This window comes from Bordetella genomosp. 5, assembly GCF_002261475.1.
Lineage (GTDB): Bacteria > Pseudomonadota > Gammaproteobacteria > Burkholderiales > Burkholderiaceae_B > Bordetella.
Window position 1 is genome coordinate 591,566 of sequence record NZ_NEVN01000004.1, and the last position, 13,355, is coordinate 604,920.

10 protein-coding genes are annotated in these 13,355 nt (G+C 66.9%); 8 read left to right on the forward strand and 2 right to left on the reverse strand.

Translation table 11 applies throughout. From position 1 onward, the window contains the following. Window positions 1-191: 191 nt before the first annotated feature. Window positions 192-1,613 carry an argininosuccinate lyase gene (argH, locus tag CEK29_RS09180; RefSeq protein ID WP_094799281.1) on the reverse strand — a complete coding sequence of 474 codons (1,422 nt, stop codon included), beginning with the start codon at window positions 1,611-1,613 and terminating at the stop codon, window positions 192-194. Window positions 1,614-1,739: 126 nt separating this feature from the next. Between argH and CEK29_RS09185 the strand changes: the two genes are divergently transcribed. The 3 genes from CEK29_RS09185 to CEK29_RS09195 all read left to right on the forward strand — a co-directional run bounded on the left by CEK29_RS09185 (window position 1,740) and on the right by CEK29_RS09195 (window position 5,252). After that, complete coding sequence (locus CEK29_RS09185) at window positions 1,740-3,038, forward strand: mechanosensitive ion channel family protein (RefSeq protein ID WP_094799479.1); 1,299 nt, start codon at window positions 1,740-1,742, stop codon at window positions 3,036-3,038. 206 nt (window positions 3,039-3,244) lie between these two features. After that, window positions 3,245-4,879, forward strand: a complete 1,635-nt coding sequence (locus tag CEK29_RS09190) for an NAD+ synthase (protein WP_094857894.1) — start codon at window positions 3,245-3,247, stop codon at window positions 4,877-4,879. Between the two features lie 34 nt (window positions 4,880-4,913). Next, on the forward strand, window positions 4,914-5,252 hold the full coding sequence (locus CEK29_RS09195; RefSeq protein ID WP_094799283.1) for a P-II family nitrogen regulator: 339 nt from the start codon (window positions 4,914-4,916) through the stop codon (window positions 5,250-5,252). Window positions 5,253-5,335: 83 nt separating this feature from the next. Here CEK29_RS09195 and CEK29_RS09200 read toward each other — a convergent pair whose 3' ends face one another. Beyond that, window positions 5,336-6,232: a LysR family transcriptional regulator gene (locus tag CEK29_RS09200; protein ID WP_094857895.1), complete on the reverse strand. Its 897-nt coding sequence runs from the start codon at window positions 6,230-6,232 to the stop codon at window positions 5,336-5,338. Between the two features lie 131 nt (window positions 6,233-6,363). Between CEK29_RS09200 and ggt the strand changes: the two genes are divergently transcribed. From ggt to CEK29_RS09225, 5 genes are all read left to right on the forward strand, one after another. Then, window positions 6,364-7,992 carry a gamma-glutamyltransferase gene (gene ggt / locus CEK29_RS09205; RefSeq protein WP_094799285.1) on the forward strand — a complete coding sequence of 543 codons (1,629 nt, stop codon included), beginning with the start codon at window positions 6,364-6,366 and terminating at the stop codon, window positions 7,990-7,992. A gap of 79 nt (window positions 7,993-8,071) precedes the next feature. Next, window positions 8,072-9,589, forward strand: a complete 1,518-nt coding sequence (locus tag CEK29_RS09210; RefSeq protein ID WP_094857896.1) for an ABC transporter substrate-binding protein — start codon at window positions 8,072-8,074, stop codon at window positions 9,587-9,589. Between the two features lie 74 nt (window positions 9,590-9,663). Then, window positions 9,664-10,608, forward strand: coding sequence for an ABC transporter permease (locus tag CEK29_RS09215; RefSeq protein ID WP_094799287.1), 945 nt, complete (start codon window positions 9,664-9,666; stop codon window positions 10,606-10,608). Next, window positions 10,605-11,480, forward strand: coding sequence for an ABC transporter permease (locus tag CEK29_RS09220; protein WP_094857897.1), 876 nt, complete (start codon window positions 10,605-10,607; stop codon window positions 11,478-11,480). Before CEK29_RS09215 ends, CEK29_RS09220 begins: the two co-directional genes overlap by 4 nt. Before the next feature lie 14 nt (window positions 11,481-11,494). Continuing rightward, window positions 11,495-13,342: a dipeptide ABC transporter ATP-binding protein gene (locus CEK29_RS09225; protein ID WP_255176113.1), complete on the forward strand. Its 1,848-nt coding sequence runs from the start codon at window positions 11,495-11,497 to the stop codon at window positions 13,340-13,342. Window positions 13,343-13,355 lie beyond the last annotated feature (13 nt).

The window sequence follows — 13,355 nt, forward strand, 5'->3', positions numbered from 1 at the left end:
TCAGGTCAGGTCAGGCCAGGTCAGGCCCGGCCAGCCCAGGCCAGGCCAAGCCAAGCCAAGCCAGGCCCGGCCCGGCCCGGCCCATCGGCCGCGGGCAGTACCCTTAAGCAAAAGCCCCGCCATGGCGGGGCTTTTGCTTGGTGCCGGCGCGTCGGCCCGCGATCGGGCCCGCACGCGCCGCGCGGCCGGGCTCAGGCCTGGGCGGTCTGGTCCAGCACGCGTTGGGCCTCTTCGCGCACGCGCTCAGGGGCGGTGCCGCCGATGTGGTTGCGTGCCGCCACCGAGCCTTCGAGCGTGAGCACCTCGTGCACGTCGTCGGCGATGGCGGGGTTGTACGCCTTGAGCTCGTCGGTGGTGAGGTCGGCCAGATCGCAACCGCGCTGCTCGCAATCCCGCACGGCGTGGGCCACGACTTCGTGGGCGTCGCGGAACGGCAGGCCACGCTTGACCAGGTAGTCGGCCAGATCGGTGGCGGTGGCGAAGCCCTGCAGGGCCGCGGCGCGCATGTTGTCGGGCTTGACCTTGATGCCGCCGGCCATGTCGGCGAACAGCGTGAGCGTGTCGCGCACGGTGTCGACGGTGTCGAACAGGCCTTCCTTGTCTTCCTGGTTGTCCTTGTTGTAGGCCAGGGGCTGGCCCTTCATCAGGGTCAGCAGCGCGACGAGGTGGCCGTTGACGCGGCCGGTCTTGCCGCGTGCCAGCTCGGGCACGTCGGGGTTTTTCTTTTGCGGCATGATCGAGCTGCCGGTGCAGAAGCGGTCGGCCAGGTCGATGAAGCCCACGCGCGGGCTCATCCAGATCACGAGCTCTTCCGACAGGCGCGAGACGTGGGTCATGATGAGCGCGGCGGCGGCGCAGAACTCGATGGCGAAGTCGCGATCCGACACGGCGTCGAGCGAGTTGCGGCACACCCCGTCGAAGTCCAGCGTGCGCGCCACGCGCTCGCGGTCGATCGGGAAGCTGGTGCCGGCCAGCGCGGCGGCGCCCAGCGGCAGGCGGTTCACGCGCTTGCGCACGTCGGCCAGGCGCTCGGCGTCGCGGCCGAACATCTCGGCGTAGGCGAGCAGGTGATGGCCGAACGTGACCGGTTGCGCCACTTGCAGATGGGTGAAGCCCGGCAGGATGGTGCCGGCGTTGTCCAGCGCCACGGTCGCCAGCGCGCGGCGCAGCTGGCGCAGCAGCTCGATCAGGCCGTCGATTTCGTCGCGCAGCCAGAGGCGGATGTCGGTGGCCACCTGATCGTTGCGCGAACGGCCGGTGTGCAGGCGCTTGCCGGCATCGCCGACGAGCTCGACCAGGCGCTTTTCGATGTTCAGGTGCACGTCTTCGAGGTCGAGCAGCCACTGGAACGTGCCCGCGTCGATTTCGCCGCTGATCTGTTGCATGCCGCGTTGGATGGCGGCGAGATCGTCGGCCGAAATGATGCCCTGGGCGGCCAGCATGTCGGCATGCGCCAGCGAGCCACGGATGTCGTGGCGCGCGAGGCGCTTGTCGAAATCGACGGAGGCCGTGTAGCGCTTGACGAGATCGGAGACCGGTTCGGAGAAACGGGCGGACCAGGCGCTCGCCTTGTTGGCGAACTGGTTCTGATTGGAGTCGGGAGTATTTGCCATGATGGCGGGGATTATAGGGCCAGCGGCGGCGCCCTTGCGAGCCGCCGCCACAGTCTGAAACCCTTCGCGGCGGCCCGATGGCGGATAATCTGGGCCCGGATTGTTAGAAGGAATGCTGTCTTGGCCATGCAATGGGAAAACCTCGTCGACGTGCTCGACCACTCGGTGCCGTCCCAGCCGTGGGCGCAAACCCTGGTCGGGGTGGGGGCGCTGGTGCTGACGGCGCTGTTTGCCCAGTGGGTGGTCGCGCGCCTGGTGCTCTACTTCGCGCACCGGCTGCTGGTGGCGACGGGCCGCGATGATTGGGACAAGGCGCTCGCGAAGCGGCGGGCGTATCACAACTTCTGGTATGCGGTGCCGTTCGCCGTGGTGTCGTTGGGCATCGATATGGTGCCGCATGCCGAGCGGGTCGTGACCGTGGTCGGGCGGCTGTCGCACGCGGCCGCTTGGATCTGCGTGTTCATCGGCGTGAGCGGCCTGCTCAGCGCCTGGCAGGACACCTACTCGGCCACCACGCGCGCGCAGACGCGGTCGATCAAGGGTTACATCCAGATCGGCAAACTGATGCTGTACGCGGTGTGCACGGTGCTGGTGCTGTCGATCATGATCGACCGCTCGCCGCTGTGGATGATCTCCGGTCTGGGTGCGCTGTCGGCCGTGCTGCTGCTGGTGTTCAAGGACACGCTGCTGTCCCTGGTGGCCAGCACCCAGCTCACCTCCAACGACATGCTGCGCATCGGCGACTGGATCGAGATGCCGCAGGCCAACGCCGACGGCTTCGTCAAAGACATCGCGCTGCATACGGTGAAGGTGCAGAACTGGGACAACACGGTGACCACCGTGCCGACCTACAAGCTGTTTTCCGAGAGCTACCGCAACTACCGTCAGATGTTCGAGTCGGGCGGCCGGCGCATCAAGCGCACGCTGCGCATCGACGCCACCAGCGTGCGCTTTCTGGACGAGAACGACGCCCGCGGCCTGAAGGGCGTGCATCTGCTGCACGATTACCTGATCGCCAAGGAAGATGCGATCACCGAGACGAACAACAAGCTCGGCGAGCTGGCGTCGGTGCCCGCCAACCGGCGCCGCCTGACCAACATCGGCACCTTCCGCATGTACGCGCTGGCGTATCTGCGCCAACATCCCGAAGTGCGCCAGGACATGGCGATGATGGTACGCATGATGGAGCCGCAGACCGAAGGGATTCCGATCGAGGTGTATTGCTTCACCGCGATCACCGCCTGGGTCGAGTACGAGCGCATCCAGGGCGATATCTTCGACCATCTGCTGGCCGTGCTGCCCGAACTGGGCCTGCGTCTGTATCAGGCGCCGTCCGGAGCTGACTTCGGCAAGTTCGCCGGCGACATGCGCGCCGCCGCGCTCAACGAAGCGCAGCGCGAGCAGATCGCGTCGACGGAGCGTTAGGGGAGGGCGAGGCGCGCCGCCGGCCGCGCCTGGCCGGCCGCGCCTCGCCAGCCGCGCCTCGCCAGCCGCGCTCCCGCATGCACCAAACCGGGGCGTTTTCACCGGTTTCCGGCCCTGTTGCGCAGGCGGATCGAGGCGGTTCCACGCCGTGCGCCCCGTGCGATAATCGCCCCCGCCTTTCATACCGTCAGCGGGAATCGTCGTTCATGAGTGCAGTCCGGGTCGCCATCGCCCAAATCAACGCCTGTGTGGGCGATCTCGATCGCAATGCCGGCAAGGTGCTCGCCGCCGCCCGCGATGCCCACGCCCAAGGCGCGGATGTGCTGGTCACGCCCGAGCTGGTTCTGGTCGGTTATCCCCCTGAAGACCTGCTGCTGCGTCCGTCTTTCGTGACGCGTCAGCTGGCCGTGCTCGAGCAGCTGCGCGCCGACCTGGCCGGCCTCGCCGGTCTGCATGTGGTGGTGGGGCATGTGGCGGCCGACGCCCAGGGGCTCTACAACGCCGCGTCCGTGCTGTGCGAGGGCCGGGTGATCGGCACCTATCGCAAGCAGGAGCTGCCCAACTACGCGGTCTTCGACGAGCAGCGCTATTTCGAGGCGGGCAGCGAGCCGCTGGTCTTCACGGTCAAGGACGTCCGCCTGGGCGTGGTGATCTGCGAAGACATCTGGTTCGACCGCGCGCCCGTGCAGAGCGCGCGCGCCGGTGCGCAGGTGCTGCTGGTGCCGAATGGTTCGCCCTACAACACCGGCAAGCAGGAGGCGCGCCAGGCCGTGGCCGCGCGCTGCGTGCAGGCCACTGGCTGCGCGCTGGTCTATGCGAATCTGGTGGGCGGCCAGGACGAGCTGGTGTTCGATGGCGCGTCGTTCGCACTCGACGCGCAGGGCCGTTGCGCCGCGCGTCTGCCGGATTTCACCGAAGGCGTGAACCTGATCGAGGTCGACGCGGCGGGTGCTGTGCGGCCTCTGAGCGCCGGCGCCGATGTCGCGCCGTACGCCCTCGAGGAGCAGGTCTGGAACGCGCTGGTGCTGGGTGTGCGCGACTACCTCGGCAAAAACGGCTTTCCGGGCGTGATCATCGGTCTGTCTGGCGGGATCGATTCCGCCGTGGTACTCGCGGTGGCGGTCGACGCCATCGGCGCCGACAACGTGCGCGCGGTGATGATGCCGTCGCGCTACACCGCCGACATCTCGCTCACCGACGCCGCCGACATGGCGCGCCGCGTCGGCGTGCAATACGACGAGATCGTCATCGGGCCGGTGGTCGAGGCCTTCGAGGCCGCGCTCGCGCCGCACTTTGCCGGCCGCCCCGTGGACGCCACCGAAGAAAATATCCAGGCCCGCGCTCGCGGCACGCTGCTCATGGGGCTGTCGAACAAGACGGGCCGTCTGGTGCTCACCACCGGCAACAAATCGGAGATGACCACCGGCTACTGCACGCTGTATGGCGACATGGCGGGCGGCTTCGCGGTCATCAAGGATGTGCCCAAAACGCTGGTGTACCGCCTCGCCACCTGGCGCAATACGCGCGGCGACGTGATTCCGGAGCGCATCATCACGCGTGCGCCATCGGCCGAGCTGCGCCCCGACCAGACCGACCAGGACAGCCTGCCGCCGTACGACGTGCTCGACGCCATCATGGCCCGCTATATGGAGCAGAACGCGGCGCCGGCCGAGATCGTGGCCGAGGGCTTCGCGCCGGAGGCCGTCGAGCAGGTCGTGCGGCTGATCCGCATCAACGAATACAAACGGCGCCAGGCGCCTCCCGGCCCGCGCATCACGCCTCGCGCGTTCGGCCGCGATTGGCGTTATCCTGTCACCAACGGATTCCGGGAACGCCTTTGAGCCGACCCGTTCAACATCTCCAGGACTGCAGAACGTGAAACAAGTCACCGCCATCATCAAACCGTTCAAGCTCGACGAGGTCCGCGAAGCGCTGGCCGAGGTCGGCGTCAGCGGCCTGACCGTGACCGAAGTCAAAGGCTTCGGCCGCCAGAAGGGTCACACCGAGCTCTACCGTGGCGCCGAATACGTGGTGGACTTCCTGCCCAAGATCCGGGTCGAGGTCGTGTTGGCCGACGAGCTGGTCGATCAGGCCATCGAGGCCGTGCTGAAGGCGGCGCGCACCGGCAAGATCGGCGACGGCAAGATCTTCGTCACGCCGGTCGAGCAGGCCATCCGCATCCGCACTGGCGAGGCCGACGAGCAGGCGCTCTGATCGGCGCACGCAGGGCGGCCCGGGCCGCCACGCTCCACAAAAGCGGCCGCATTCCGGCCGCTTTTGCTTTGGGGCGGCCGTGATCAGGCGCTGGGCTGGCGCGCCCGGAACACCGGCAGGCAGGCTTCGCAGATCGCCGCCGTGATGTGCTGGCGCGCGTGTTCGCGCCGTTCGAGCATGCCGATCGTGCGAGCCACCGCGTCCAGATCGGCGGGCAAACGCCACACCCGCAGATCCGGCGCGTTGAGCCAGTGGCTGCCATTGAGCAGCGGCAGCAAGGTAACGCCGGTTTCCTGGCGCACCAGTTCCACCAGCGTTTCGATCGCATTGAGCTCGAGGAAATCGTCCACCGTCACGCCCAGGCGGCGCAGCACGCGGTCGATCTGCAGGCCGGTGCGCTGGGTACGGTCGAAGCGCAGAAACGGGTTCTGCATCAGCAGCTCGCGCACGCCGCTGCCGGTGGCCGAGGGATGCGACAGCACCACCAGCGGCTCTTCATAGAGCGGCGTCCAGCGCGTGCTGGCCATCTTGCGGCCGGCCTCCACCACGAAGGCGGCATCGAGTTCGCCGGCCTCCACCTTGCCGGCCAGCTCGCTGGCCTTGCCCGAGAACACCCGCACGTCCAGACCCGGATGCTCGCGCTTCATGCGCGTGACCACCTTGGAGAGCGTGCCCATGCACGACACGATGGCGCCCACGGACACGGCGCCCGCCAGTTCGTCGGCGGGATTGCGCGGCACGCGCAGTCGGTCGTAAAAATCCACTAACTGCTTGATTTCGGGCAGCAGCTCGCGGCCCGCGGCGTTCAGGATGGCGAGACGGCCGCTGCGATCGAACAGCTCGCGTCCCAATTCGGCCTCCAGCGCGCGCATCTGAAAACTCACGGCGGCCTGGGTGAGGGCGACCTGCTCGGCGGCCTCGGAAAAGGTGCCGTGGTGGGCGACCGCCAGAAAGGTCCGCATGAAGCGTAAAGAGCTCATTCGGGTATACCCGTAAGCGTGGCGTTATATAAAAAATTCTTTGATGACGGATCAACAAATCAAATTGATTTAATTAAAGCACGGGAGTACCTTCGCCAGCTTCCTTTGCTTTGAGCCGTGGGGCTGCTGCCATGAAATCCTTCGATTGGTCCAATCCTTATCCTTCCCATCGGATTCCGCTGTTCGCGCGCAACGTGGTGTCGACCTCGCACCCGCTGGCGGCGCAGGCGGGCCTGCGCATCCTGCTCAAGGGCGGCAACGCGGTCGACGCCGCGATCGCGGCCGCGGCCACGATCGTGCTGACCGAGCCGGTGTCGTGCGGGCTGGGCGGCGACTGCTTCGCGCTGGTCTGGGATGGCAACAAGCTGCACGGCCTGAATTCCTCCGGCGTGGCCCCGGCCGCCTGGAACGTCGACTACTTCAAGCAGAAGTACGGCACGGGCCCCGATGGCTTTGCCAAGCAGCCCAAGCGCGGCTGGGATTCGGCGACGGTGCCGGGCGTGGTGGCCGGCTGGGCCGCCCTGCACGAGAAGCTCGGCAAGCTGCCGTTCGACCAACTGTTCGACCCGGCGATCGAAATCGCCGAGCGCGGCTACACCGTGCCGCCGGTGGTGGCGCACAAGTGGGCCGCCGCCGCGTCCGAGCTCAAGGACCAGCCCGGCTACGCCGCCGCCTTCATGCCCGAGGGCCGCGCACCGGCCGTGGGCGAGCATTTCCGCTTCCCCGACGCGGCCAACACGCTGCGCCGCATCGCCGCCAGCAAGGGCCGCGACTTCTACGAAGGCGAGCTGGCCGAGCGCATCGCCGCCTTCAGCAAGGAGTGCGGCGGTGCCATGACGCTCGACGACCTGCGCAACTACAAGCCGGAATGGGTCGAGCCGATCAGCAAGTCCTATCGCGGCTACGAGCTCAACGAGATCCCGCCGAACGGCCAGGGCATCGCCGCCCTGATCGCGCTGGGCATCTGCGAGCGCTTCGATCTGGCCAACATGCCGGTGGACTCGGTGCAATCGCAGCACGTGCAGATCGAGGCGATGAAGCTCGCCTTCTCCGACCTGTATCGCTACGTGGCCGATCCGCGCAGCATGGAAGTCACGCCCGAGCAGATGCTGTCCGACGCCTACCTCGACAGCCGCGCCAAGCTGATCCGCCTGGATGGCGCGACGCATTTCGAGGCTGGCCGTCCGCATGCCGGTGGCACGGTCTACCTGACCGCCGCCGACGAAAACGGCATGATGATCTCGTTCATCCAGTCCAACTACATGGGCTTCGGCTCCGGCGTGGTTGTGCCGGGCACCGGTATCAGCATGCAGAACCGCGGCGTGGGCTTCTCCATGAACCCCGCGTCGGCCAATGTGGTGGAACCCGGCAAGCGCCCCTTCCACACCATCATTCCGGGCTTCCTCACCCGTGGCGGCAAGCCCGTGATGAGCTTCGGCGTGATGGGCGGCGACATGCAGCCCCAGGGTCACCTGCAGACGGTTATCCGCATGCTCGATTACCACCAGTCGCCCCAGGCCGCCTGCTGCGCGCCGCGCTGGAAGGTCAACCGCGATTTCACGCTTGACGTCGAGTCGTCCATGAATCAGTCTGTCGTCCAGGGTTTGAAGGACCTGGGCCATGCCCTGAAGTCGGTCGACGATCCCTATATGGATTTCGGCGCCGGCCAGTTCATCTGGCGCCTCGACGAAAGCGACAACGAACGTGGCTATGTGGCGGCCAGCGACAGCCGCCGCGACGGCCAGGCCGTCGGCTTCTGACGGCGCGCGGCGCGGCCCCGGCCGCGCCGCCACACTCTCTCCACGCAATCAGTCAACGACATCCAAGGGGAAACGGATAATGAAACTGAAGCAACGATTTGGTCTCGCGCTCGGCGGCGCGCTGCTGGCGATGATCGGCGGCACCGTGGCGGCGCAGGATCTGCGCATCGGCCTGCAAGAAGATCCCGACGTACTGGACCCGCACCGCGCGCGCACCTACGTGGGCCGCATCGTGTTCACCTCGTTGTGCGACAAGCTCGTCGACATCGACCAGAAGCTGCATTTCGTGCCGCAGCTGGCCACCTCGTGGAGCTGGTCCGAAGACAACAAGGTCCTGACCTTCAAGCTGCGCACCGACGCCGCCTTCCACGACGGCAGCAAGTTCGACGCCGCCTCGGCCAAGGCCAACCTCGAGCGCGCCATGAACCTGCAGGACAGCATGCGCAAGGGCGAGCTGGCATCGGTCGAGAAGATCGACGCGCCGGCGGCCGACACGCTGGTCCTCACGCTCAAGCGGCCGGATGCCACGCTGCTCGCGCAGCTGTCCGACCGCGCCGGCATGATGCTCTCGCCCAAGACCTTCGAAGGCGACTCGGCCAACGTCGGCCGCAAGCCGGTCTGCTCGGGCCCGTACAAGTTCGTCGAGCGGGTGCAGAACGATCGCATCGTGCTCGAGAAGTTCGACCAGTACTACGACGCCAAGGATTACGCGTTCAAGCGGCTGGTCTTCCTGCCGATCCCCGACACCACCGTGCGCCTGCAGAACCTGCGCGCCGGCGGCCTCGACATCCTCGAGCGCCTGAATCCCTCCGACGCGCCGCAGGTGAAGGACGACAAGAGCGTGCAGTTCGCGCCCGTGGCCGGCCTGGGCTTCCAGGAAATGTTCTTCAATCTGAACAACGGCAAGCGCGCCGACAACGCCTTCAAGGATGTGCGCGTGCGCCGCGCCCTGGAGCTGTCGATCGACCGCGACGTGATCAATCAGGTCGTCGGCGGCGGCATCTTCGATGCGGCCAGCCAGCCGTTCCCGCCCGCCAGCCCCTACCACAGCGACAAGTTCCCGGTGCCCAAGCGTGACGTGGCCAAGGCGCGCGCGCTGCTCAAGGAAGCCGGCCTGACCGAAGTGCGCGGCGAGTTTGCCTTCGGCAACAACACCACCACGTCGGCCATCGCCGAGATGATCCAGGCCATGGCGGCCGAAGCGGGCTTCAAGCTCAACCTGCGTCCGACCGAGTACGCGGCGCTGCTGAACGAAGCCTCCGCCGGCAACTTCGAGATCATTCTGCGCGGCTGGTCCGGCCGCGTCGATCCCGATGGCAACATCTATCAGTTCGTCACGTGCAAGGGCGCGCTCAACGACGGCCGCTACTGCAACGCCGAGGTCGACAAGCTGCTCGCCGACGCGCGCACGGTGCCCGATGAAGCGAAGCGCAAGGCCATCTACGACCAGGCGCAGACCATCCTGCACAACGACGCGCACAACATCTACCTGTACTACCAACCCTGGCCCTTCGTGCTGGCCAAGAACGTGCGCGGCTTCGCGCCGTACCCCGATGGCATGATCCGCCTGAAGGGCGTCACGCTGGCCCAGAAGTAAGAGCCTGATCGCCCGGACGCGCCGCTGCCTGCGGGGCGCCCGGGCGTGTTTCGTTGTTTTATGGTTTTACGCACATGTTGAAACTGATCCTGCGCCGCATGGTGGTCGCGATCCCGACACTGATCCTGGTGTCGATGATCGTGTTCATGCTGCAAAAAATTCTGCCCGGCGACCCGGTGCTGACACTGGCCGGCGAAGAGCGCGACCCGGCCGTGCTCGACTATCTGCGCGACAAATACCGGCTCAACGATCCCTTGCCCATGCAGTATGTGGCCTGGGTCTCGCAGGTGATGCAGGGCGACCTGGGCAAGTCGATCCGTACCGATGTGCCCGTGACCTCGCTGATCGCCCAGAAGCTGCCCGTGACGCTGCAGCTGGCCGCCATGGCCATGTTCTTCGCGGTGCTGGTCGGGATTCCGCTGGGCATCATCGCCGCGGTGCGCAAGGGCACCTCGGTCGAGATGGGTGCCAACGTCGCGGCGCTCTCAGGCATGTCGATACCGAATTTCTGGCTGGGCATCATCCTCATCATGGTGGTGTCGGTGCAATGGAAGCTGCTGCCCGCCTCGGGCTATGTGCCGCCCTCCGAGGATCTCTGGCTCTCGTTCAAGACCATGCTGATGCCGTCGCTCGTGCTGTCGACGGCGATCGCGGCGTATCTGATGCGGCACACGCGCTCGGCCATGCTCGAGGCGCTGTCGGCCGACTATGTGCGCACCGCGCGCGCCAAAGGCGTGTCGGCGCGCAAGGTGGTGCTGCGCCACGCGCTGCGCAATGCGCTGATGCCCATCGTGACGCTGGTCACGCTGCTGTTCGGCGAGCTGCTCGCCGGCGCGGTGCTGACCGAGCAGGTGTTCACGATTCCGGGCTTCGGCAAGCTGATCGTCGATGCGGTGTTCAACCGTGACTACGCGGTGGTGCAGGGCGTGGTGCTCTGCGTGGCCGTGGGCTTCATCGTGATGAACCTGATCGCCGACGTTCTCTACATTCTCGTCAATCCCCGCCTGAGGCACCAATGAGCGCAACGACCGCAACGGCGCCCGCCGTGCCGCCCCGCGCCGGCAACCGCGCGTGGAACAAATTCAAACGCAACAAGGTGGCCCTCGTCGGCGCCTTCATCGTGCTGTTCTTCGTGGTGCTGGCGATCTTCGCCCCGCTGCTCGCGAGCCACGATCCCTTCCAGACCAGCTTCATGACCATCCGCAAGGCGCCTTCGTCGGCGTTCTGGCTGGGCACCGACGAGCTGGGCCGCGACATCTATAGCCGCATGATCTACGGCGCCCGCGCGTCGCTGATGGCCGGCATGGTCTCGGTGCTGATCGCGCTGGTGGTCGGCGTGCCGTTCGGGCTGGCCGCCGGCTACTTCGGCGGCTGGACCGACAGCGTGATCTCGCGCGCCACCGAAGCGCTGCTCGCGATTCCGTTCCTGATCCTGGCGATCGCGCTGGCCGCCTTCCTGGGCCCCAGCCTGATCAACGCGATGATCGCGATCGGCGTGTCCGCCGCGCCGAAGTTCATCCGGATCACACGCGGCCAGGTGCTGGCGGTGCGCAACGAAGATTACGTGCAGAGCGCGCGGGCCCTCGGGGCCTCCGACCTGCGCATCATCGGCCGCCACATCTTCCCGAACGTGATGCCGCCGCTCATCGTGCAGGCCACCATCACGATCGCCACGGCCATCATCGCCGAGGCCAGCCTGTCGTTCCTGGGCCTGGGTCTGCAGCCGCCGAACCCGTCCTGGGGTTCGATGCTGAACACGGCGAAAAACTTCATGACGCAGGCGCCCTGGATGTCGATCTTCCCCGGATCGGCGATCTTCCTGGCGGTGCTGGGTTTCAACCTGCTCGGCGACGGGCTGCGCGACGCGCTCGATCCGCGCCAAGAGAAATGAATACGATGGCAAGCATGGATTCTCAACGCGTGGTGCAGGTCCAGGACCTCACCGTGCGGTTCAATACGCCCACGCGCACGGTCGAGGCCGTGCGCAATGTGTCGTTCCACGTCGATCGCGGCGAGACGCTCGCCATCGTCGGCGAGTCGGGTTCGGGCAAGTCGGTCACCTCGCTCGCGCTGATGCGCCTCGTCGAATACGGCGGCGGCCGCATCGCCTCCGGCGACATGCTGCTGCGCCGGCGCAGCGGCGAAGTGCTGGATCTGGCGCGCGCCGAAGAGCGCACGCTCGAACGCGTGCGCGGCGCCGATGTCGCCATGATCTTCCAGGAGCCGATGACCTCGCTCAACCCGAGCTTCACGGCCGGCAACCAGATCGCCGAGGCGCTGCAGCTGCACCAGGGCCTGGACGCCGCCGCGGCGCGCGCCGAGACGCTGCGCATGCTGGAGCGCGTGCGCATCCCCGAAGCGAAGGCCATCCTCGACCGCTACCCGCACCAGTTGTCGGGCGGCATGCGCCAGCGCGTGATGATCGCGATGGCGCTCTCGTGCAAGCCCCAGCTCCTGATCGCCGACGAGCCGACCACCGCGCTGGACGTCACGATCCAGGCTCAGATCCTGCAGCTGATCCGTCAGCTCCAGGAAGAGATGGACATGGGCGTGATCTTCATCACCCACGACATGGGGGTGGTGGCCGAGGTCGCCGACCGCGTGCTCGTGATGTATCGCGGCGACAAGGTCGAAGAGGGCACGTCCGACGACGTGTTCGCCGAGCCGCGTCATGCCTATACCCGCGCGCTGCTGTCGGCGGTGCCGCGCCTGGGCGCGATGCACGGTACCAATCAGCCCGCGCCGTTTCCGCTGCTGCGGGTGGACGGCGTGACCGAAGCGCAATCCGACGCCGAACCGCTCGACACCGTGCGCCGCGAGGCGGGCCCGGTGCTGAAGGTGCGTGACCTCATCACCCGCTTCGACATCCACGGCGGCATTTTTGGCGGTGTGCAGAAGCGCGTGCATGCGGTCGAGAAGGTCAGTTTCGATCTGTACCCCGGCGAGACGCTCTCGCTGGTGGGCGAGTCCGGCTGCGGAAAGACCACCACCGGGCGGTCGCTGCTGCAACTCGTGAAGAGCCAGGGCGGCAGCATCGAGTTCGATGGCCAGAACATCGGCGCCCTGCGCGGCGCGGCCATGCAATCGCTGCGTCGCCACATCCAGTTCATTTTCCAGGATCCCTTCGCCTCGCTCGATCCGCGCATGACGGTGGGCGATTCGATCATGGAGCCGCTCCTGATCCACAAGGCGGCGAGCGGCAAGGCGGCCCAGGAGCGCGTGCGCTGGCTCATGGACAAGTGCGGGCTGCTGCCGGACATGATCGATCGCTATCCGCACGAATTTTCGGGCGGCCAGCGCCAGCGCATCTGCATCGCACGGGCCCTGGCGCTCAACCCCAAGGTCGTGATCGCCGACGAGTCGGTCTCGGCACTGGACGTGTCGATCCAGGCGCAGATCGTGAATCTGCTGCTCGACCTGCAGCGCGAGCTGGGCGTGTCGTTCCTGTTCATCTCGCACGACATGGCGGTGGTCGAACGCGTCAGCCATCGCGTCGCGGTGATGTATCTGGGGCAGATCGTGGAGATCGGCCCGCGCCGCGCGATCTTCGAGAACCCCCAGCATCCTTACACCAAGAAGCTCATGGCCGCGGTGCCGATCGCCGACCCGCAGCGCCGCCATCGTCAGCGTTCGCTGCTGGTCGACGAGATTCCGAGCCCGGTGCGCAAGGTGGGCGACGAGCCGCGCGTGGAGCCGCTGGTGCAGGTGGGCGAGGGCCATTACGTGGCACGGCACTCGGTGGGGGTCTACTAGGGGACATATCACG